This window comes from Pseudoalteromonas sp. CF6-2 (assembly GCF_021729425.1).
In the GTDB taxonomy this organism is placed as follows: domain Bacteria; phylum Pseudomonadota; class Gammaproteobacteria; order Enterobacterales; family Alteromonadaceae; genus Pseudoalteromonas; species Pseudoalteromonas arabiensis.
Genome location: NZ_CP091442.1, coordinates 1,144,959 through 1,166,288, shown reverse-complemented (window position 1 = coordinate 1,166,288; position 21,330 = coordinate 1,144,959). Strand labels below are relative to the sequence as shown.

19 protein-coding genes are annotated in these 21,330 nt (G+C 41.8%); 11 read left to right on the top strand and 8 right to left on the bottom strand.

Annotated features, from left to right (window positions below):
- Positions 1-39 precede the first annotated feature (39 nt).
- The 3 genes from fahA (at position 40) to L3Q70_RS05355 (ending at position 3,108) form a co-directional block, all read left to right on the top strand.
- Positions 40-1,353: a fumarylacetoacetase gene (fahA, locus tag L3Q70_RS05365; protein ID WP_237115024.1), complete on the top strand. Its 1,314-nt coding sequence runs from the start codon at positions 40-42 to the stop codon at positions 1,351-1,353.
- Between the two features lie 131 nt (positions 1,354-1,484).
- Positions 1,485-2,630: a M23 family metallopeptidase gene (locus L3Q70_RS05360; protein WP_062570797.1), complete on the top strand. Its 1,146-nt coding sequence runs from the start codon at positions 1,485-1,487 to the stop codon at positions 2,628-2,630.
- A complete protein-coding gene (locus L3Q70_RS05355; RefSeq protein ID WP_062570489.1) occupies positions 2,620-3,108 on the top strand; it encodes a polymer-forming cytoskeletal protein in 489 nt (162 codons plus the stop codon). The genes L3Q70_RS05360 and L3Q70_RS05355 overlap by 11 nt, the downstream gene beginning before the upstream one ends.
- Here L3Q70_RS05355 and L3Q70_RS05350 read toward each other — a convergent pair.
- Positions 3,105-3,581, bottom strand: a complete 477-nt coding sequence (locus L3Q70_RS05350) for a hotdog fold domain-containing protein (RefSeq protein WP_062570488.1) — start codon at positions 3,579-3,581, stop codon at positions 3,105-3,107. The two genes, L3Q70_RS05355 and L3Q70_RS05350, sit on opposite strands and share 4 nt — an antisense overlap.
- Positions 3,582-3,769: 188 nt before the next feature.
- On the opposite strand from L3Q70_RS05350, the gene L3Q70_RS05345 reads away from it, so the two are divergent.
- The 4 genes from L3Q70_RS05345 to L3Q70_RS05330 all read left to right on the top strand — a co-directional run bounded on the left by L3Q70_RS05345 (position 3,770) and on the right by L3Q70_RS05330 (position 8,180).
- Positions 3,770-4,939 carry a multidrug effflux MFS transporter gene (locus tag L3Q70_RS05345; protein WP_062570487.1) on the top strand — a complete coding sequence of 390 codons (1,170 nt, stop codon included), beginning with the start codon at positions 3,770-3,772 and terminating at the stop codon, positions 4,937-4,939.
- A gap of 200 nt (positions 4,940-5,139) precedes the next feature.
- Positions 5,140-6,978, top strand: a complete 1,839-nt coding sequence (locus L3Q70_RS05340) for a S8 family serine peptidase (RefSeq protein ID WP_193988557.1) — start codon at positions 5,140-5,142, stop codon at positions 6,976-6,978.
- Positions 6,979-7,074: 96 nt separating this feature from the next.
- Positions 7,075-7,707, top strand: coding sequence for a LysE family translocator (locus L3Q70_RS05335; protein WP_062570796.1), 633 nt, complete (start codon positions 7,075-7,077; stop codon positions 7,705-7,707).
- Positions 7,708-7,715: 8 nt separating this feature from the next.
- Positions 7,716-8,180, top strand: coding sequence for a methylglyoxal synthase (locus tag L3Q70_RS05330; RefSeq protein ID WP_237115023.1), 465 nt, complete (start codon positions 7,716-7,718; stop codon positions 8,178-8,180).
- 19 nt (positions 8,181-8,199) lie between these two features.
- Here the strand turns inward: L3Q70_RS05330 and yegD are convergent, their stop codons facing one another.
- The 6 genes from yegD to L3Q70_RS05300 all read right to left on the bottom strand — a co-directional run bounded on the left by yegD (position 8,200) and on the right by L3Q70_RS05300 (position 15,898).
- Positions 8,200-9,567, bottom strand: coding sequence for a molecular chaperone (gene yegD, locus L3Q70_RS05325; protein WP_237115022.1), 1,368 nt, complete (start codon positions 9,565-9,567; stop codon positions 8,200-8,202).
- Between the two features lie 71 nt (positions 9,568-9,638).
- Positions 9,639-10,481: a DNA ligase gene (locus tag L3Q70_RS05320; protein WP_228074435.1), complete on the bottom strand. Its 843-nt coding sequence runs from the start codon at positions 10,479-10,481 to the stop codon at positions 9,639-9,641.
- 32 nt (positions 10,482-10,513) lie between these two features.
- Positions 10,514-11,170: an HAD family phosphatase gene (locus tag L3Q70_RS05315; RefSeq protein WP_062570482.1), complete on the bottom strand. Its 657-nt coding sequence runs from the start codon at positions 11,168-11,170 to the stop codon at positions 10,514-10,516.
- 62 nt (positions 11,171-11,232) lie between these two features.
- Entirely contained in the window at positions 11,233-11,532 is a 300-nt protein-coding gene (locus L3Q70_RS05310) for a hypothetical protein (RefSeq protein WP_062570481.1), read from the bottom strand.
- Positions 11,533-11,642: 110 nt separating this feature from the next.
- Positions 11,643-13,937: a TonB-dependent receptor gene (locus tag L3Q70_RS05305; RefSeq protein ID WP_237115021.1), complete on the bottom strand. Its 2,295-nt coding sequence runs from the start codon at positions 13,935-13,937 to the stop codon at positions 11,643-11,645.
- Between the two features lie 365 nt (positions 13,938-14,302).
- Positions 14,303-15,898, bottom strand: a complete 1,596-nt coding sequence (locus L3Q70_RS05300; RefSeq protein WP_237115020.1) for a mechanosensitive ion channel domain-containing protein — start codon at positions 15,896-15,898, stop codon at positions 14,303-14,305.
- A gap of 256 nt (positions 15,899-16,154) precedes the next feature.
- Here L3Q70_RS05300 and L3Q70_RS05295 point away from each other — a divergent pair, with 256 nt between their 5' ends.
- Positions 16,155-16,703: an HdeD family acid-resistance protein gene (locus L3Q70_RS05295; protein ID WP_062570479.1), complete on the top strand. Its 549-nt coding sequence runs from the start codon at positions 16,155-16,157 to the stop codon at positions 16,701-16,703.
- A 23-nt stretch (positions 16,704-16,726) separates the two neighbouring features.
- On the opposite strand, the gene L3Q70_RS05290 is transcribed toward L3Q70_RS05295, so the two are convergent.
- Positions 16,727-17,599 carry a mechanosensitive ion channel domain-containing protein gene (locus tag L3Q70_RS05290; protein ID WP_062570478.1) on the bottom strand — a complete coding sequence of 291 codons (873 nt, stop codon included), beginning with the start codon at positions 17,597-17,599 and terminating at the stop codon, positions 16,727-16,729.
- A gap of 181 nt (positions 17,600-17,780) precedes the next feature.
- Here L3Q70_RS05290 and L3Q70_RS05285 point away from each other — a divergent pair, with 181 nt between their 5' ends.
- The 3 genes from L3Q70_RS05285 (at position 17,781) to L3Q70_RS05275 (ending at position 21,327) form a co-directional block, all read left to right on the top strand.
- Entirely contained in the window at positions 17,781-17,990 is a 210-nt protein-coding gene (locus L3Q70_RS05285) for a hypothetical protein (protein ID WP_062570477.1), read from the top strand.
- 264 nt (positions 17,991-18,254) lie between these two features.
- Positions 18,255-20,393 carry a M3 family metallopeptidase gene (locus L3Q70_RS05280; protein ID WP_237115019.1) on the top strand — a complete coding sequence of 713 codons (2,139 nt, stop codon included), beginning with the start codon at positions 18,255-18,257 and terminating at the stop codon, positions 20,391-20,393.
- An 88-nt stretch (positions 20,394-20,481) separates the two neighbouring features.
- The gene (locus L3Q70_RS05275) at positions 20,482-21,327 is read left to right on the top strand and encodes a carboxylate/amino acid/amine transporter (RefSeq protein ID WP_062570475.1); all 846 of its coding nucleotides are present in this window, start codon (positions 20,482-20,484) and stop codon (positions 21,325-21,327) included.
- The last annotated feature ends 3 nt before the right edge of the window (positions 21,328-21,330 follow it).

Below are 21,330 nucleotides of genomic sequence, written 5' to 3'. Positions count from 1 at the left end.
GATAACTAATAAATCAGCGCGAACAAATAAGGAAAGAGTATGAGCCTAATTAACGAAACCCACGATATTAATCTAAAAAGCTGGGTTGCATCTGCTAACGAAGCGAACTGTGACTTCCCAATTCAAAACCTTCCTTTTGCAGAAGTACGTCGTAAAAATTCAGACGAAGCGTTCCGTGGCGCTGTAGCAATTGGTGACCAAGTTATCGATTTAGCAAAAGTAAACGAACTTGGTTTATTCTCTGGTGATGCACAAGTTGCCGTTAAAGCAGCAAGCCAAGCTACATTAAATGAATTTATGGGTCTTGGTCAGCAGTTTTGGTCTGCACTTCGTCTTGCGCTATCAAAAGCACTTCGTGAAGGTGCTAGTGAGCAAGCACAATTAAGCGAAGCACTTATCGCTCAAGCAGACATCGAATTTGCGCTGCCGTGCCGTATTGGTGATTACACTGATTTCTATACCTCTATTTACCACGCAACAGCGGTAGGTAGTTTATTCCGTCCTGATAACCCACTTCTACCTAACTACAAATGGGTACCAATTGGTTATCACGGTCGTTCATCATCAATTGATGTTTCAGGTCAAACGTTCCACCGCCCTAACGGTCAAACCAAAGCGCCAGATGCAGAAGTACCATCATTCGGCCCTTGTAAACGCCTAGACTACGAACTTGAGTTAGGTATTTACCTTGGTAAAGGTAATGAATTAGGCGATGCAATTGCTATTGAAAATGCAGAAAACCATGTATTTGGTTTCTGTGTATTTAATGACTGGTCTGCACGTGACTTACAAGCGTGGGAATACCAGCCCCTTGGCCCATTCCTTGCGAAAAACTTCGCATCGACTGTATCACCTTGGATTGTTACGACAGAAGCGCTGGCACCATTTAGAACAAACTGGACACGTGACGAAAATGATCCACAACCAATGGATTATTTAGAGTCAGCGCATAACCGTGAGTTTGGTGCATTCGATATCAAAATGGATGTGCAACTAGAAACTGAAAAGATGCGTGCAGCTGGCGAAGCACCAACACAGGTATCTAAATCAAGCTTCAAACATTCATACTGGACAGTGGCGCAAATGGTCACTCACCACACAGTAAACGGCTGTAACTTCCAACCAGGCGACATGTTAGGTTCGGGTACGCAATCAGGCCCTGAGCATGAAGAAGCTGGTTCATTACTAGAGCTATCGCGCGGCGGCAAAGAAAAAATCACTCTTGCTAATGGCGAGCAACGTGCTTTCTTAGAAGACGGCGACAACGTAATTATGCGTGGCTGGTGTGAGAAAGAAGGCTTTGCACGCATCGGTTTTGGTTCTGTTGAAGGAACAGTACTGCCTGCAAAATAACGGTATAACAGCATAGTTAAGGGCCATTTGTGCCCTTTTTTGCTGCTTTTTTTCTTGAGTTACAATTTTTTTCTGGCTTTTTTAGTTCAGATTGTTATCTTAGCTCGGTATTTATCCAATTTTTGCACGCCATGTTTGTTAATATTAAGTCCTTTTATCGTACGTTTTTTCCAGCTAGACAGCTGCTGATCCGTCAAAATGGCGAAGTAAAACACCTAGTATTAGCACCTTGGGTTCAACTAACTGCATTACTTGCTTTATTAACAGCTGTGACGTGGTTAAGTGTTTCTACTCTGCAAATTATCTCCCAAGCCGATAAAATTACAGATATAAAACAAAGCCAGCTTAGCGAACAGCAAGCATGGCAAAAACAGCATCAACAACAACAAAACGAATACACTAAGCAGCTTGAGCAGCTAGCGGTACTTGAACAAAAACAAGCTTTACTGCAAAGTATGCTTGAATCTTTGCCTGAATCGATGAGCACAGATACAACAACGGATGACTCAGCATCGCCTATATTGCCAACCAAGCAGCATACTGAAGAATTTCATGCACCATTGGAAGATGAGCCAAATCAAGCCAATCGTTTTAACGCTGTTGCAGAGCGCTTTGCGCGTCTTGATGCTAACTACAACCGCAGCTTTGCCTTACTCGATGAACAGATAACACAACGCCATGCGGCAATTATTGCCATGTTAGAAGGAGCTGGTTTAAACGAAACGTTTGCTTCAGAAGCGCTACATGAGCAAGCAGATACAGCACAAGGTGGACCACTCGATTTATTTGATGAATCAAAAATTCCCGCTGAGTTTTTAGCCGTTGCAGATAAACTCCTCACTCTAAATAACCTAGAAAACCTGTTAAGTGAGTTACCACAAACGCTTCCGGCAGCAGATTACTATATTTCAAGTAGTTTCGGGCTTCGTAAAGACCCGATGAACGGTCGTCGTGCATTCCATAAAGGTGTCGACTTAGCAGGCTGGCATAAAACGGAGATTTTCGCCCCTGCAGATGGTACTGTACTTCGTGCAGGCCGCAATGGTGGTTACGGTAACTTTATTGAATTACAACATAAAAATGGTTTCGTAACCCGCTTTGGTCATTTAAATAAAATTAAAGTAAAAAAGGGCCAAGCCGTTACTAAAGATGATGTGATTGGTTTGATGGGAAGTACTGGTCGCAGCACAAGTACGCATCTACATTACGAAGTTCTAGTTAATGGCAAACATGTCAACCCTGTAAAAATAACAAAGGCGCTTACTCGTGTTCGGTAAAAAAAAACAAACAACAACTAGCTCAACAAACTCATCGTTAAAAAGAACAAACCTTACCCCTTCAATTATCGCAGAAGACATGCGTCTAACTGGCTCTATCACCAGCCAAGGTGAAGTACAACTTGATGGTCGCATTGATGGTGATCTGCGCGTTAAGCATCTTGTAATAGGCAGCTCAGGTATGGTTGAAGGTGTTGTTGAAGCTGATAGTGTCGTTGTTAAAGGTAAAATTATCGGCTCATTAATCGCAAATAAGGTCGTTATAGAAAGTACTGCTGAGGTCCATGGTGATGTGTTTCACGACACATTGAGCATCGAAGCAGGTGCAATTATTGAAGGTAGCCTTAAGCACCGTCACGAAGAAGATAACATTGCGCCTATCAAGCCAGAAAGCGAAGAGGGCTCTCCCTCTTCAATCCTTGCAGATGATGACAATGATCTCTCATTTGTGAATAAACAGGCCGCCGATAAATCCTAGCCCTTCTTAGCTGTTACATACATTGTGATATCCGCGGTGAATACTAATTCATCGTGGTTATTGTAGACCTTCACCGGTACAATCAAATCTTGCTTTTCTAGCCATTCTCTTGGCACATCTATCTTTGCGATAGCACGCATATCGGTGTCAATTTTTGCTAAATAATTAACCGTCATCCCTTTTGGTATCCAGCGATGCGTTTTTGCAGGTACGGTTGCATCAACCATCAAGCCAGCGCATAGCTCAGCCACATTACACTGTGCGATTGCATGGATAGTTCCTATGTGATTATGGATTGCCCGGCGATTTTTGACGGTTGCACTGCAATACCCTGCTGTTAAATCTGTGATTAATGGCTTTATTGAGCCAAAATAAGGAGCTTTAAAACACACAGCCTTACTAAACAGCCAGTTACCTTTTGGCAATGACTGACATCTAGACCAAATTTTTAATAATGATGATTGTGAACTCACGACAGTGTATCCATTATTTTTATTATGTAAGTGAAAAAACTAACACATCAGACCAGATAGCGAAATGGAAATTTTATGTTAGCAAACCTTCTTTTCCTAAATGACTACGTATGTACCTCAGATAAATAGATATCAACGCTTTTCTTTTCTTTAACGGGCACATAAAATATTGCTTTAAAGGAGAGCTAATGCAGTCACAGCACAGAAATCTGAGTTTATTATTCATCCTTGGCCTATTGGTCATTTTTTGCCCTCTAGGTATTGATATTTATCTTCCAGCATTCCCTACCATTGCTGAACAACTCAATGCATCAGAAAAGCAACTTCAGCAAACAGTGGCTATTTTTATGCTAACAGTGGGTCTTGGTCAGCTAATTGCGGGACCACTTGCCGATAAGTTTGGCCGTAAGCCTGTGGCTATTACCGGTGTTACGATTTATGGTCTAGCGGCATTCGGGGCCTATTTGGCTCCAGACTTTACCACGTTGATGATCGCAAGGGCATTACAGGGCTTGGGAGCATGCGCAACTTTTGTCGTCGCTTTTGCAATAGTCAGAGATAAATTTGGTAGCGAACGTAGCGGTCAGATCATTACTTACTTAAATGGTATCGTTTGCTTTATTCCTGCCCTCGCCCCTATTCTAGGCGCTTGGTTAACCGTGCAATTTGGTTGGCGAATGAACTTTTTATTTATGGCTGGATTTGCGCTTGTCAGCTTGTGTATTGTTTTATTACTCTTCAAAGAAACACGCCCAACAGATAGTGTTTACAGAGGCCATATTCTCGACCTAAGACGCTTTATACCGATTATTTCTACACCGCTGTTTTTATTTCATAGCTTAATTTGTTTAGTCACGATGTCGGCTATTTTAGTCTTTGTGACCCTCGCGCCAGGCTGGCTAATCACTGAACTTGATGGCAGTGTGGCTGACTTCACTTTTTGGTTTACCTGTAATGCTGCTTTGAGCATTCTTGCCAGCTTTATTATGCCCATTTATATTAAAAGACAGCCCAAACGTGCTTTAAAAGCTGGACTTTTATTATTAGTGTTATCTGGGTGTATTATGCTTGCTCTTAGCCAACAACGCTCAGCCTTAGCTTTAATGTTTCCTATGTTTATTGCCGCCTTTGGCTATGCGCTAACACTCGGCTCATCTGCAGGGCGAGCGCTAAGTTTATTCCCAAAACAAGCTGGAACAGCCTCTGCACTAGTGGGTCTTATGCAAATGAGTGGAGCAAGCTTTTTAGTATTTTTAACCCAGTTACTGGAGCTAACAACGCCAGTATTGATTAGCGTGCACTTTCTAATGCTCATTCCATTTGCCTACTTACTTTTTAAATACAAACAATTATCATAACAAGATGGGTAAATAAGAATTATTATACTCTATTTACCCGTTTAGCCTTCCCGTTATAACTAAATGCTATTAAGGAACTGTTTCTAGAACATTTTATTCCGATTATTAGTATAATTAAACTTGTACCTGCGTAGTTATTAAATTATTGTTTACCTAAGTTAACAAAAGGTTAACTTTAATACACGTTTGGGATACAAAATATGAAAAAGAATAAACTAGCTTTAGCGTTAATCATCAGCGGATTGTGTGCAGCAGGAACAGCCAACGCAGCAGATGATCGTTACATCATCCAAGTAGACAATAACAAAAAAGGCGTTGTGAAAGCACTCGCAAAAAAACTGGGCGGTGATATCAAAGTTGATGGTAATGGTTTTATTGCAGCACAATTCTCCGGTCACGACCTAGCAAGTATAAAAGGCTTGCTTAACAACCCTCACATTAAACTAATTGAAGAAGATCAAAAGCGTATACCTATGGCAGTATACAATGACGATGCTGGTAATCCTATGCAGCAGCAGTTAACACCTTACGCGGTTTATCAATCACAGGCTGATCAGGTGACGTTTGATGCGAATGCGGGCATGAAAGTGTGTGTAATTGACTCTGGCCTAGATGCAACCAATCCAGACTTCATTTGGGGCAACATTACAGGTGATAACGACAGTGGTACTGGTAACTGGTTCGATAATGGCGGCCCTCATGGTACTCACGTAGCGGGTACTATTGGTGCTGCAGATAACAATATTGGTGTTGTCGGTATGGCACCGGGTGTAGCAATGCATATCATTAAAGTATTCAATGCTGAAGGTTGGGGTTACTCATCAGATTTAGCGCACGCAGCGGATTTATGCTCTCAAGCAGGTGCGAATATCATCAGCATGAGCTTAGGTGGTGGTGGTTCAAATAGCACCGAATCTAACGCGTTTGCTAATTTCACAAATGCTGGCGGCTTAGTTGTTGCTGCTGCTGGTAACGATGGCAATAGTGTCCGTTCATACCCTGCTGGTTACCCTTCAGTGATGATGGTGGGTGCCAATGATGCAAACAATCAAATTGCCGACTTTTCACAGTTCCCTAGCTGTACTTCAGGCCGTGGAAAACGTGCAACAACAGACGAAACAATCTGTGTCGAAGTAACCGCAGGTGGGGTTGATACACTTTCTACTTACCCTGCAGGTATGGCAACGTCAGCTAGCTTAGCAGCTGATGGCGCAGGCTTTGCTACTTCATCAATGGAAAACTCAGGAAATGCATCAGGCACGGCTTATTACATGGGTACTGCTGAAAGTATTGATGCGGGCGCAGCGGGCAAAATTTGTATGATTGACCGCGGTAATATCTCGTTCTATGACAAGGTAAATAACTGCGAGAACTCAGGTGGTATCGGTGCTGTTATCATCAATAACGAAGCGGGTATGTTATACGCTACATTAGGCGATACAAATGATACCAGCATTCCAGCTGTAGGTGCTGCACTTGAAGACCGTTCAGCGCTTCTTTCAAGCACAACGATTGATATCGCAATTGGTACCAGTGATTATGGTTTCATGAGCGGTACATCAATGGCAACACCTGCTGTTTCAGGTATTGCAGCACTCGTTTGGTCTAATCACACGGAGTGTACTGGTACAGAAATCCGTGATGCCCTTAAAGCAACAGCAGAGGATCAAGGTGCTGCAGGTCACGATGTGTACTTTGGTCACGGTATCGTTAAAGCGGCTGCAGCAGATGCATATCTCACAGCAAATGGTTGTGCTGGCGGCAATGATGGTGGCGGCACAACACCTGGCAGCGATGCTATCAATCTTTCAACATCAGGTTATAAATCAAAAGGTACTGCCTATGTTGATTTAAGCTGGCATGGTGCAGCAACAAGTACTGTTGATATCTATCGTAATGGCAGCAAACTGGGCTCTATGGCAAACACCAATAGCTACACAGATACCATTACAACTAAAGGCGGTGGCTCTTACACTTACCAAGTATGTGAAGCGCAAAGTACAACTATTTGTTCAAATAACAGCACTGCTAATTTCTAATCTCCTACCCTACGAGATAAGCGGGCCATGATGCCCGCTTTTTCTTTTTCTGTAAGCTTGTTAGAATCAGCTATCCATCTTTTTTATCTTATGCCAATGATTAATCCCGAATTTTTGCTCTCGTTTCTCGGCGCCAGTTTTTTGATTGCCGTAGCTCCTGGGCCTTCTAACGCATTTTTAATGGCACAAACCTTTGCCAATGGTAGAGCAGCGGGCCTGCAAAGCGCATTCGGATTTGCACTTGGCGGCGTTGTGCACACCTTTTTTGCCGTCATTGGGTTAACAGCCATATTAAAGGCATCTGCAGTCGCTTATACCACAGTACAATACTTAGGTGCTGCATACCTATGCTATTTAGGGTTAATGACCTTAAAAAGTACTTTTAATCAGCCTGAGCCACATTGCGACGAAAAACCTCATGTCAGTACCAGTAAAAAGCAAAATGTGATGTTTCAAGCCATGATGACCGAAGTACTCAACCCTAAAGTAGCTTTGTTTTTCATTGCCTTTATTCCACAATTCGTCGATCCGAGTTTATCATCAACGACATTTCAACTCGCATTTTTTGGCCTACTCTACCCACTTTTTGCTTTTCCAATCGACTGCACGTATATTTATTTCGGCGATAAAATTGCCAGTTACTTTCGTGAGCATCCACAAACCCAAATTTGGATTGATAGGATCACCGGGCTGGTCTTTATAGCCTTAGCAATTAACCTACTAATTTAAGAGCACTTATGGAACAAAAACAACAAGCCTTACCTGCCAAGAAAAATATCGCCCTTGTTGCCCACGATGGTAAAAAAGCGGCACTGCAAGCGTGGTGTGAAAAGCATCAAGATATTTTAAGCAAGCACACACTGTATGGTACAGGTACAACAGGCCATTTAATCGAGCGCACAACAGGGCTTGAAGTCATTAAATTATTAAGTGGTCCAATGGGTGGCGATCAGCAGTTAGGTGCTAAAATTGCTGAGCATGAAGTGCATATGTTGGTCTTTTTCTGGGATCCACTCGCATCACAGCCGCATGATCCAGATGTAAAAGCACTCCTACGTTTAGCCGCTGTGTGGAATATTCCTGTCGCCTGTAATGAGGTCAGTGCCGATATGCTTTTAAGCTCACCCATGATGGAGAGCGAGCTTAATCGCACGCTACCTGATTACGAGAAATACTTAGCAACACGCCAAGTTACGTTGTAGTCTTTATAAATGAGCACATTTAGCGATATAGCTTATGTGCCCATTTAGTCAAGCCAGCAGTGACACTGCCAAAGTGATCCCCATTGAGCATCTTAATTCCACCTAAGTGAGCTTTTAACGCCGCTTTAATTAATGGCGACTGAGCACTGCCTCCAGTTAAATAAATAACGTCAGGTGTTGTACCAGCATCCGCTATAGCTTGTTTAGCTAGCGTTACTATCTGGCTTATAGAGTCATCTACCGCTAAAGATAGATCATTTAACGTCAAGCACTGACTTAACTCTGGGTCTAAAAACCCTAAATCAGTGGTAAATTCGTTGCTTGACGAGAGTGCAATTTTTGCCGCCTCACCCTGCTGTACTAATTGGTGGCCTTGCTTATTTTGTTGCAAATGAATTAAGCGCTTAAATAACTCAGGCTGTTGCACTTCACGTAGTTGTGTAACAAGGTCTCGATGGTGTGCATCACTGTAAAACAAGCTTTGTAGATTAACATCATTGATTTTACAGGCTTGCCAAAACGGCTGATTAGGCAGTGGAAGACCCGATTTAAACTCAGTGCCTAAACCAAGCAACGGCATTAACCCGTGAAAGCTCAGCGCGATATCTAAGTCATTACCGCCAACACGTTTCCCGCTGTGAGCTAAAAAGTCGCTATCACGACACTCACTTTGTCGAAAGCTCGGCCCCATTTGTACAAATGAACAATCGCTGGTACCCCCGCCAATATCTACAACCAATACTTTTTGGTCTTCCTGCAATGAAGTTTCATAATCAATCCCTGCCGCTAGCGGCTCATATAAAAACGACACCTCTTTGAATCCAGCACGCTTTGCTGCTCGCTCCAAAATTCCTAGTGCTTGTTGATTAGATTCTTCACCACCGACTGATTGAAAGTTTACCGGTCGTCCAATGACCGTTTCTGTTAATGACTCTTGCAGTGATTGCTCGGCGCGCTGTTTAATTTTTAAAATCATCGCCGTTGCAATGTCTTCAAAAAAGTTAATTTGTCCTTGTTTCAAGCCAACCGCGCCAAAAAATGACTTAGGTGATTTAACAAAATAACCTTCCTCAGGAAACTGCACATATTCACTAATGGCTTCACGACCAATAAATAAGGTCTCATCGCCTGCTTGGATATCTAAGTCGGATTTAACGCGAGGTAAAGTATTAAGGAGCGCTTGACGCTGAGTTCTAAAGCCGTGCTCAAATTGGCTCCCAGCTAAGTGCTTTGCTACAAAATCAACAACCAACGCGCTGTGATGAGTATAAAGTGTTGAAGGTAAATAGTGTTTGCCTTGCTCAAGTGGCACTAAAGAGACTTGTTGCTCATTATTCATTACACCGATTGCGCAATTAGAGCTACCATAATCAAAGCCTGCAAACATCGTCTTACCTATACATCAATAAAAAGGCCGCGAAATTTACCATAATTACAGCTGTTTTTGAATGTTTAAACTTATAAGGCACTTCGCTCACGTAAAAAGCTGGCGAAACGTGGTAGTCCATGTTTGGTAAAACCATGGTATTTGTAGGTAACGGTACTGCCTATTGCCGGAGGAAATTGCCGCTGATGGTCTGAAAACCCCGAGCCAATTTTAAACTCTACTCCTTCAGCGCTACGTACCTTAAGTGCACCTAACATATTCTTATACTTACCTTTTCCTGGCAAATGCGCAATAACAATTGCCTCGGCATCAAGATAGGGTTTAAGCTTTAATAAAGCGTCACTGCGCCCAGAGCGATGCACCGCAGACGCTAAATGTAGCATCACTCCTTCAGCACCCTTTGCTATTAAATCATCCATGTACATACTAAGTTGATGATTATTTTCAAAGTGTTTTTGTTCTACTGCGATTATGTGCTTAACGTTTAACTGCGCTACCAACCCTAGATAATTTTTATAACGCTCGCTAAAAGGGAGGCTAGAGTCTGGCATATCAAAGACCATATAACTTACATTCTGCCAGTCATTATCAACGGGAAGCTGTGTTCGAATAATGCCACTCAGGTTAGCGAAGTCTTGCCGTTTGCTCCAAAGTTCGCCATCTAGCCAAACCTTAGGTAAAGGAGCTGTAAACCAAGCAGGCGCATTAATCGTATTTCCTGCGCGGGTTAGGAATTGAGTGCCAGTCCAGATTGCACGTACACCATCGTACTTTTCACTCACGAGGTAATCACTGACAACAACACTATCAGCGTCATATACTTTAGCGAGTTGAACTTTTGGTGTTGCCACAGCGATTGCTGTAAATAGGCTACAGCACAGTAAAGTAACGAGTCTGCGAAATAGAAAGCTCATAAATGCATCCCTGCAAAGAATCATTTTCTAAACTATAGCTTATTTTGTACCCATTTTAGAAGATCTTTTAGATTCTCGAACTTTCCTGCCGCTTTACTAAAATCATGCTCTAATGTGAAGTGGTTTGGTACAGCAAACACAGGCACGTTTGCGTTACTTGCAGCGCTTACACCTGTGAATGTATCTTCAACTGCAATTGCTTCATCTGCCTTAATCTGTAAGGTATCAAGAGCGAGTTGATATGGATCGCCTGCAGGCTTGGGATTTATCACATCATCTTTCGTGACTACACAATCAAACCAATCAAAAATGCCATAGCCTTTTAAAATAGGATAGGCTTCATCTTTAGCACTGCCTGTTACTAACGCCATTTTTAAACCGCTCGCTTTAATTTCTTCTAATACTTCTTTTGCGTAAGGCATAAACGCTGGCAAATTCGAGCTTACGAAGCGACCAAATGCAGCATACTTATCATTTGTTAATTGTTCAGGGCTAATCGTAAGCTGATATTTTTCAACCACTTCTTTTGCGGCTTCAAGGGTCGGTCTGCCTGAAAAGCGTTGGCAAAATGTAGCCTCATCATATTGCACGCCAAAAGGCGCGAGTAAATCATTCCAAATATTAAAATGCACACTTTCAGAATCAACCAGCGTGCCATCCATATCAAATAATACTGCTTTTAAAGTCATCCTCATTCCTTCAAAGTTAAAGTAAAAAGGTGCCATTGGCACCTTTAATTAATTCAGCGTGATTATTCAGTTAAGCCCGCAGGTGGCTCCGCAAAGGCGTCTTCGCCTGTTTCGACATCAACTAGCTCGTAGCCACGTTGCTTTCTAACCACTTTTAAAACTGGCTTAGAAAACGCCGTTTTTAAACGATCAGCGTCAGCTTCTAGCTCTTCAACTGTATTGCCAAAAGGCGCTGCTCCAGTTTCTGACCAGTTAGTCACTTTACCATTTAAGTTATATTCAACTTCATGAATTTGATATTGTGCCGCTTCATCTTTTGTTGCTTCACAAAAAATCACACGGTAGTTCCAAAATCCAGCCATAGCTATTCTCTTTCTCTTAAATTAATCCTGCCACTTTAGCAGTTACCAACGCGATTATAAACGAAAAAACCCGCTATACAGCGGGTTTTAATAGGACTTATTATTTCAGCTTAGAAGAAGCTTACTTTGAACTCAGCACCGATGTAACGCTCTTCGTTCACCATTGCTGTGTTGTTATTGAAGTCGATAGCACCGATTGATTGTTGCTCGTCGAACATGTTACGAACGAATGCTGATACTTCATATTCGTTGTCGCCTTCAGCCCAAGCATAACCTGCACGTAAACCCACTTCTGTTAATGGCTTGCCTTCAAACTCAACTGACTCGTATAAGAAGTAGTTGATTTCGCTACGGTAAGACACGTCAGCGTAAGTGAAGAATTCACCGTCAGCAACTTCACGGCTATAACGTAATGTGACGTTAGAGATCCACTCAGGTGCGTGCGGTAGGCTGTTACCATCTAAGATAGCACGGTCTTCAGGACCAAATGCACCCGGTACTTGGAATGTTGGATCTGTCACTGTACATTGTGCACAAACAGCAACGGCTAAATCTTTATCTTTAAGCTCAGTGTTGTTGTAGCTTAAGTTAAACGTCGCATTTAGGTTATCAGTTAATACCCACTCAGTGTCTAACTCAAAACCATAACCAGTTGTCTTATCAGCATTAACTAGACGGTTGAAGTTTGCACCACCACCCACAGCTGTTAATTGTTGGTCATCCATTGTGTAGTAGAACACAGTCGCATTTACACGACCACGGCCATCGAGTACGTCTGATTTAATACCTGTTTCAAAAGATGTTACAGTTTCAGACTCAGCAACAGTTACTTCATCACCGAATAAGATACGACCCTGAATACTTGGGGCACGGAAGCTATTAGCAACACGCGCGTACCAGTTTACCTCGTCGTTGATCTTGTAGTTAGCAGATAAATCCCAGCTAACGTGATCGTCACTTGGGTTTTCTGTTAAGAATAACGCACCGCCACCAGCAGGGCTTAAAGTACGGTTTGCTGAGAACTCTTTCTCGTCATCAGAGTAACGAAGACCCGCTGTTACTTTTAAGTCATCAGTGATTGTGTAGTCTAATGAACCGAATACCGCCCATGCCTTGGTATCTTGCTGCTGGATAACATAACCGTTTAACTCACCCGGTGTTGCACCATATGTGTCGTAGCTGAAGTTTTCGATTGTTAGCGCTTCGTCAAAGTAGAATACACCGACTTGGAAATTTACGTCACCAGCATAGTTACTTGATAAACGAAGTTCTTGCGTGTATTGGTCTTGATCAGGAATACCGTCAGCACTTTCAGAAGTGAACGGAATAAAACCTGGGCCCATAGGCGCTGTTGGGTCGTCTGCATTAAAGAAACCGTAACCACCGTCGATGTCAGCGCGAGAATAGATTTCAGCACTTTCCCATGCAGAGATTGACGTAAGTGTTAAATCGTTGATGTCCCACTCAAGCTTTAAGCTTGCGCCTTGTGATTCAACTTGCTGTGTCGCACGTGAAGCTGCATCATGGAAAACCACATCGTGTTCAAAGCCATCAACTAAATCGTTTGTACCCGCTTTGATTGCGTTACCACGGAATGCAATTGGCTTACCGTCCATATCACGCGTGTGGTAGTTGAATAAACCTGTGAAATCATCACCTTCATATAAGAATTGAACACGAGCCGCTTTTTCAGTGTAACCACCTAATACGTCATCTTGCTCAAACCCTGGTGTGCGATTATCAATGTAATCGTCTTTTTCTTGCCAAAGTACAGAAACACGTGTTGATAAACGGTCTGTTAGGCCACCGCCAACAGCACCTTCAAAATCAACTGCGCCACGGCTACCGTAAGATACTGAACCATAGCCTTCAAATTCTTGTGATGGTTTAACTGTATCAAATTTAACAAGGCCAGCCGGCGTGTTACGACCGAATAATGTACCTTGTGGGCCGCGTAATACTTCTACGCGAGCAACGTCAAATACAGGGAAACCTTTTAAGATTGCGTTTTCTTGAACGACTTCATCAACCACTAAAGAAACAGGTTGAGAAGCATTCAAATCAAAGTCTGTGTTACCTAGACCACGAACATAAAAGCGTGGGAATGAACGACCAAACGAAGATTCGATTGATAAACTTGGGATTTTCGCATTCATAAAGCGAATATCCATACCAGCTGAGCTGTAAGCATCTAAGTTATCACCTTGCAGCGCAGATACTGCAACAGGTACTTCCTGAGCATTTTCCACACGCTTACGAGCAGTGATTTGGATAACTTCTAATTGGTTGTTTTTTGCTGCTGGTGCTTCGTCTGCAGCAAGAGTTGAAAATGAAGTACCTGCTACAGCAGAGAACAACGTTGCATTGATTAGGGTTGCTAACGTAGATCTTTTCATTGCTTTCATGTCGGGTTTTAACCTTTTTTATGCACTCTTATTCAACGGTGATGATGTTGCGTCAAATCATTTGACGGGCTCGGCCAATTTTTCGCGCCTTATAATAAGCTGCGCGGACCTCTAAATCGAGAGTGCAAAACGAGGTAAAGAGGCTGAACGAACGCTGACGATTATAACACTTTATGACACTTTTACTGCATTAAAAATTATAAATATACAATTTTTTTACAACAATTAGCGGCAACATCAAAGCATTTAGAAGAAATTATGCAACTATTTTACACTTTGGCGGACATATGTCCTGTTCATTATGCAGCAACAATGTGTAGAGAATGTATACAACTGAGAACTACTTTCATTTGCGACAATTTTCATTACGAACCTACTACACGAGCAAATTCTGGGTTGGCTAATTCACAATTATGCTCGTTCAGCAAACCTAACATCGCCATATTTAACTCTTCAATTATTTCCATGTAAAACGCAAAATCGACTGTCTCTACGTAGCTTAGTACATCGATTTGTAAAGCCCAAGGCGTAAAACCTTTAAATCGTACTCGACAAGGCTCACCGGCAATATGTTCATGCTCTTTAAGTAGTGCACGAACAGACGCCATAAAAGCATGTAAGTTTTGCTGCTCTGTTTTTGCGCTGAGCATTAACTTAGGTCGATATGAAATGCGTTCTCGCTCAGAAATATTTTCAAGCTGCATATCCACAAACTTAGCATTCGCTATATAAATTACCGAGCGATCAAGTGTGCGTATACGTGTTGCCCTCAGGCCTATCTCTTCAATTGTTCCGAGGTGATTGTCAAACTTACACAAATTACCAATTCGTACAGGTGCTGATGTATAAAGCGTGATTGCTGCAATGATATTTTCAACCGTTTTTTGTGCAGCAAGTGCGATAGCAAGCCCACCGATACCCAGACCAGCAAGTAAGGTCGTCGCGTTAAAGCCCAAATTCTCGAACCAGACAAATAACATAATAATCACGATACTGGTTTTTATGACGTTACTCACAGGCCTAAGCATGAAAACAGCATGAGGTTTATCTTGGCGAATAAAACGCTGGCTCAAGCGATGTTTCGTAATATCAACAATACGTAAAAACACCCAAGTCCATGCTAAAAGCAAAACCGTGGCGCCATGAATTACGGCCAAAAAAGCAATGGTTACATTAGATTCATCACTTAACGAACGCGACATTATTACTGCTATTAATAAACAGATTGGTCCATTGATAAAATCAACAATGTCTTGCTGTATGGGAAACTTTAAGTGCACTAAAACAAAAGAAACGAGTCGTGTTAACACAATTGCGACGAGTACAAAGAAAATAAAAGAACATGCAAAGTAGACCCATTGCCACAGCATTACATCTAAAAATTCAAAACTTGGTAAAGACTGATATAGCCACTCTCCTATGCGGTTATACCCATACTCTTTGATTAATAGGGGGATTTTGCTCACTGTCGCATTGGAAATTTTCCAAATCGTTTGCGTCCCTTGTTTATTTGGAACACGCTGTAATAAGATTTGCACTTTCCCTTGTGAAGTGGAAATTTCACCGACAAGATCGCGATAACTTGGTACCGCTTCATTTTTTTTGCCGTCAGGCTTATTACTCAGGTTATCAATATCAACCCATAAAGTTCTATCTAATATTAAAGATAGATTTTCAGCCAGCTTCATCTGACCAATGGCAGCAGCATCTTGCGGTAAGTTACGATAATCGAGGTAGTGACTAGCTAATTCAAAGTCGCGTGCCCGTGCAGCGGTTAAAAAACCATACATTGTATTTCGCGGAGTAATTCGATTGAATTCATCGAAAAATAAAGCCTCATCAGCTTGCTGACTAGTAAGTGAGCTCCCTGCCTCTGCACTTGTCACTTCTTTTTCTTCATCAGTTTTTTCTTTATCATCTTTATCAATAAGTGACTTTACAGTGACCTCTGGCGTACTCATAGCGTATGCCTTACTCCCTACTGCGGCCATACAGATAACCAATAGGTAACACATGACGCACAAAAAAGTAGTGGCTAAATTTTTCACTCTCTCATCCTTGTAGCAAGATAATGAATAGACTCAAATTCATAATATTAGATTAGAGCATGCTTTTTTAACTGTACAAATATTAATTAAATTCCTTTGCTTTAAGTAGCTTAAATGTTAGATCTATTAAAACCTGTTAGCCCCTCTAACCTAGGCAAAGGAACTTTTTATGCATATTTCAAATTCGTTGATTCCACATTGGTCATCACTATTTATTCATGGCGTGATTGCGATAATCTTCGGGCTTTGTGGCTGGCTTGCACCCGAGGCATCACTTGCTGTGTTGATGTTTATTTTTGCTGCTTATTTCTTCGTAGATGGCGCAATTCGCGCATGGCTGGCTTTTGCTTCTAAAAAAGACAACCCATTGTGGTGGATGCTACTTATTGGCGGCCTTATCTCAATTGCTGCGGCATTAGTCACTTTGTTTGCGCCCAATGTTACCGCTATTTTAATGTTATATTTTATTGCGGCATGGGCTATCGCAATGGGGGTAATTGAAATCATTATCGCCAGTAAGCTTCGCAAAGAAATCAATAATGAGTGGATTTTAATTGCCAGTGGTGTCATATCCATCATTTTTGGTGCTTACTTAATGTTTAACCCTGGCGCAGGTGTCCTAACCTTACTTTGGTTAGTAGCCACTTACGCCATTGTGTTTGGTACCATGATGGTACTGCTCGCATTTAAGCTTAAAAAGCTCAATGAACAAGCGTAAAAAAAGCGGCTAAGCCGCTTTTTTTATTTTTGTGTACTTCGACGTTTTAAGGCAATTTCGCCATCAATATGAATGTCGCGCTGCGGGAATGCGATGGTAACATCGTGCTCAGCAAACACTTTATATATACTGAAACGTAGCTCACTTCGTACCTGTCGAAGCGGCGCTTCTGATTCCGCACATACCCAAAAGATAGCACTAAACGTTAATGAACTATCTGCAAAGTCATCAAATAAGACTGATGAGGCGGGTGTTTTTAAAATAGCCGGATGCTCATCTAAAATTTGCTTAATCAACTTTTCAACCAACACCACATCTGAACCATAAGCAACACCGACATTAACGGATGAGCGCGCATTACGATCAATCAGAGTCCAGTTAGTTACGGTATTTTCAAGCAGTTGGCTATTAGGCACTAACATATGCACACCATCGTTACGACGAATGCGTGTAGAGCGTGTGTTAATTGTTTCAACAACCCCTTTCGCCGTCCCTACTTCTAGAAAGTCACCAATACGTATTGGTCGCTCCCACATGAGTATCCAACCGCTAATAAAGTTATTAATAATGTTTTGTGCACCAAAACCGACACCAATAGCAATTGCACCAGAGACAAAAGCAAACGCTGTTAATGGAATATTGAGTACCTCCAGTGAGGTAAACACAAGCACCGCTATCGTAACGACAAGATATATACGGGTGAATAAATGAACAGCATCAGGGCCTAGGTTTTTTGCAAGTAATGCTTTTTTAATTAATCGACCTATCCACGTGACCACAAACCACATTAAAAAAAGCACCAAAGGCACTTGAATAATTTTTAGCACAGTAATTTGCACATCGTTGTAAGTAAACAATACAAACGATAATGCAGATTGCAGATCAGCAAGGGTCATAAATTAACATTCCTAGAAAAAATGAATTTGGTTCAGTTGTGACTAAGTTTAGCACGGCATAATAAGTGAAAACTTGGTAAATACTAAGTTCTTTATGCACGAAATGCGCTAATTATTAACTATTTTTGAACACAGATGCTATATAAACAGTGAGAGCTATAAGTAGCATGAGGAGAGCACAATGTCACAAATGACACTTACACAGAAACTAGCAACACTCCAGCCAATGGTTGATTTAAACTTGTTTGAGTCGAGCTTAGATTACAGAAACCGCATTTTAAACTTGCTTGCAGAACAAGAAAACACGTTAGCACTGATCAACAAAGAGTTCGGAAATGCGATGCCTGAAAACTTCGGCTCGGAGAAAAAGTTTGTACTCGGTTATAATTGATTCATGCATAACCGTCGATGTATAAATCACATTAATTTTTCTTATTATTACATTACTAGATAATAAAGCCGTCCGATTTATAGTAAGACGGCTTTTTTGTGCATTTTTGAAACACTTTATTCCCGTTTTGCGCTCAACCATCCTAATAAACCGATAGATTTAATTGTTTCTAGTCTAAAATTTGGTAATTTAAAAAAGCTCTCATCATTGGTGTATTCTCTCGAATAATGAATGTACCAAGCACATTTTTAAATTGGAGTTCTCATGCATAAGACCCTGATAGCAACAACGATTGCTAGTGCACTTTTACTTTCAGCTTGTAGTTCACAGCAAGCTGACACGCAAACTCAAGTTGAAACTGCTGCTGAAACACAAACAGCTAATGTTACCAACGTTCTTTTCAAGCCAAGCCCTTTACAATACATGGCTCCTGAGTTTGATAAAATTTCAACCAAAGACTACGAGCCAGCATTTGAAGCGGGTATTGCACAGCAAAAAGCTGAAATTGCAAAGATTGCAAACAACCCTGAGCCTGCAACATTTGAAAATACCCTTGTTGCAATGGAACTATCTGGTGAGCTATTAGACCGCACTTCTGCGGCATTTTTTAATTTATCAGGTTTGATCTCTGACAGTGAGTATCAACGTATCGCCGCTAAAATGGCGCCTATTATGTCTGCTCATACTGATGATATTTACCTAAACAAAGCCTTATTCGCTCGCGTGCAAAGTATCTACGATGACAAATCATCTTTAAATGCTGAAGATCAACGCCTTGTCGATTTTTACTATAAAAAGTTTGTTAACGCGGGTGCAAAGCTTAACGAAACTGAAAAAGCAAAAATGCGTGAAATCAACGCGGAACTTGCCAAACTTTCAACAGAGTTTTCACAAAATATCTTAAAATCATTCAAAGAAGATGTGATTTTAGTAACAGATAAAAGCGAGCTGGCTGGATTGTCTGAGGCTGAAATTGCAAGCCTTGCGGCTGCGGCACAAAAGGCAGGTAAAGAAGGTTACATGATCACGCTTGTCAACACGACTCGCCAGCCTATCTTACAAAGCCTTGAAAATCGTAAGCTACGTGAAAAAGTGTGGACCACTTCTGCAACTCGCGCACAAGCAACTAATGGCCCAATCATTCTTAAAGAGACTAAGCTACGCGCAGAAAAAGCAGCATTACTGGGTTACCAAGACTGGGCTTCGTATGTGATGACAACACGTATGGCGCAAACAACAGAAAACGTTTACGGCATTCTTGATGACTTAGCACCGAAAGCGGTTGCCAAAGCAGAAGCTGAAGCAGAACAAATCCAGCAAGTAATTAAAAAGTCTGGCAAAAACTTTGCCTTACAACCGTGGGATTGGGCATTCTATGCTGAAAAAGTACGCCAAGAAAAGTACGACTTAGACCCTGCGTTAGTTAAGCCTTACTTTGAAATGCAATCAGTGATCCACGACGGCCTATTCTTTGCGATGAATAAACTGTACGGCATTACCTTTAAAGAACGTACAGACTTACCTGTTTATCATGAAGACGTAATGGTATTTGAAGTATTTAACGAAGATGGCAGCGCTATCGGCCTATTCTACATGGATCCATATGCACGTGAAGGCAAACGCGGCGGTGCATGGATGAGCTCTTATGTCAGCCAAAGCGGTCTAAAAGACACCATGCCGGTAATCTACAACGCACAGAACATTCCTAAGCCAGCTGACGGCCAACCTACACTCATGACCTTCTCTGAAGTAACAACCATGTTCCATGAGTTTGGTCACGCTGTTCATGGTTTATTCTCTGACGTTAAATACCCTAGCCTCGCCGGTACTGCCACAGCACGTGATTTTGTTGAATTCCCTTCACAAGCAAATGAAGACTGGAACATCGAACCGACTGTACTGGCAAACTATGCCAAGCATTACAAAACAGGTGAGCCAATTCCAAAAGCATTACTTGCAAAAGTACTCGAATCACAAAAGTTCAATCAAGGTTTTGATACAACTGAGTACTTAGCCGCGGCACTGCTTGATATGGAATGGCATTCATTTGGTGTTGATGCTGATATTACAGATGTGCAAAAGTTTGAACATGATGCATTAGACAAGCACGGTATTGCCTACTACCCAGTACCGCCTCGTTATAAGTCTTGCTACTTCAGCCACACATTCGCTGGTGGTTACTCAGCAGGTTATTATGCGTACCTTTGGACTGAAGTATTCGCAGCAGATGCGTTTGCACACATGACAGAAGAAGGTGGCTTAACCCGTGAAAATGGTGATAACTTCCGTAAAGAAGTGTTATCAAAAGGTAACAGCCGCGACTTAATGCAAAGCTACATTGAATTCCGTGGTCAAAAACCAACAACAGACGCACTATTAAAGCGTCGTGGTTTAGTTGAGTAATAGTTAAATTATTCGCTAAGTGATGAAAGCCCGCAATTATTGCGGGCTTTTTGTTATAGTGCAATTTTAGAATCAATTACCATAAAACATGACCTACTTATTTGCTGTTACCCTGCTTTGGGCCTTTTCGTTTAGTCTTATTGGTGTTTATTTAGCAGGACAAGTCGATGCATGGTTCAGTGTGTTGATGCGTATTGGCTTAGCCACCTGCGTATTTTTACCTTTCCTGCACTGGCGTAAAACCCCTAAAGCTTTAGCACTTAAACTGATGGCAATAGGGGCGGTGCAGCTGGGTGTGATGTACAGCTTTTATTACCATTCGTTTTTGTACCTCAGTGTGCCTGAAGTGCTGTTATTCACGGTTATGACACCGCTTTATATCACCTTATTAAACGATATTCTTGAAAAACGCTTCAATGCTAAATTCTTGCTTGCCGCCATGCTGGCCATTGTCGGAGCAGTCGCTATTCGTTACGAAGGCATTGATGAAAACTACCTGCTTGGAATGCTACTTGTGCAGGCTGCCAATATTTGCTTTGCAACAGGACAAGTGACCTATAAACGATTAATGCAACACGAACACATTGCGCATTCTCGTGTGTTCGCATGGTTTTTCATTGGTGCACTCATCGTCGCATTAGTTTGCTATGGTTTATTTGGTGATACCAGTAAGCTCCCTACCACAACCACACAATGGGGTGTCCTGATTTACCTCGGAACAATTGCCTCTGGACTTGGTTATTTTGCATGGAATAAAGGCGCGACTATTGTCAATGTGGGTGCGCTCGCAGTAATGAATAACCTACTGATCCCTGCGGGGATTATTGTCAATATTGTTATTTGGAACCGTGATGCCGACATTCTCAGATTAAGTATTGGCGCAGCCGTTATACTGTTAGCTTTAATTGTGAACCAAGCCATTGTGAAAAAATAAATT

Excerpts from the sequence above, each read along its gene's own strand:
- L3Q70_RS05275 (WP_062570475.1), top strand. The coding sequence starts at position 20,482 with ATGACCTACTTATTTGCTGTTACCCTGCTTTGGGCCTTTTCGTTTAGT.
- L3Q70_RS05360 (WP_062570797.1), top strand. The coding sequence starts at position 1,485 with ATGTTTGTTAATATTAAGTCCTTTTATCGTACGTTTTTTCCAGCTAGA.
- L3Q70_RS05340 (WP_193988557.1), top strand. The coding sequence starts at position 5,140 with ATGAAAAAGAATAAACTAGCTTTAGCGTTAATCATCAGCGGATTGTGT.
- L3Q70_RS05305 (WP_237115021.1), bottom strand. The coding sequence starts at position 13,937 with ATGAAAGCAATGAAAAGATCTACGTTAGCAACCCTAATCAATGCAACG.
- L3Q70_RS05300 (WP_237115020.1), bottom strand. The coding sequence starts at position 15,898 with ATGAGTACGCCAGAGGTCACTGTAAAGTCACTTATTGATAAAGATGAT.
- L3Q70_RS05330 (WP_237115023.1), top strand. The coding sequence starts at position 7,716 with ATGGAACAAAAACAACAAGCCTTACCTGCCAAGAAAAATATCGCCCTT.
- L3Q70_RS05295 (WP_062570479.1), top strand. The coding sequence starts at position 16,155 with ATGCATATTTCAAATTCGTTGATTCCACATTGGTCATCACTATTTATT.
- yegD (WP_237115022.1), bottom strand. The coding sequence starts at position 9,567 with ATGTTTGCAGGCTTTGATTATGGTAGCTCTAATTGCGCAATCGGTGTA.
- L3Q70_RS05290 (WP_062570478.1), bottom strand. The coding sequence starts at position 17,599 with ATGACCCTTGCTGATCTGCAATCTGCATTATCGTTTGTATTGTTTACT.
- L3Q70_RS05345 (WP_062570487.1), top strand. The coding sequence starts at position 3,770 with ATGCAGTCACAGCACAGAAATCTGAGTTTATTATTCATCCTTGGCCTA.
- L3Q70_RS05335 (WP_062570796.1), top strand. The coding sequence starts at position 7,075 with ATGATTAATCCCGAATTTTTGCTCTCGTTTCTCGGCGCCAGTTTTTTG.
- L3Q70_RS05285 (WP_062570477.1), top strand. The coding sequence starts at position 17,781 with ATGTCACAAATGACACTTACACAGAAACTAGCAACACTCCAGCCAATG.
- fahA (WP_237115024.1), top strand. The coding sequence starts at position 40 with ATGAGCCTAATTAACGAAACCCACGATATTAATCTAAAAAGCTGGGTT.
- L3Q70_RS05310 (WP_062570481.1), bottom strand. The coding sequence starts at position 11,532 with ATGGCTGGATTTTGGAACTACCGTGTGATTTTTTGTGAAGCAACAAAA.
- L3Q70_RS05315 (WP_062570482.1), bottom strand. The coding sequence starts at position 11,170 with ATGACTTTAAAAGCAGTATTATTTGATATGGATGGCACGCTGGTTGAT.
- L3Q70_RS05320 (WP_228074435.1), bottom strand. The coding sequence starts at position 10,481 with ATGAGCTTTCTATTTCGCAGACTCGTTACTTTACTGTGCTGTAGCCTA.
- L3Q70_RS05280 (WP_237115019.1), top strand. The coding sequence starts at position 18,255 with ATGCATAAGACCCTGATAGCAACAACGATTGCTAGTGCACTTTTACTT.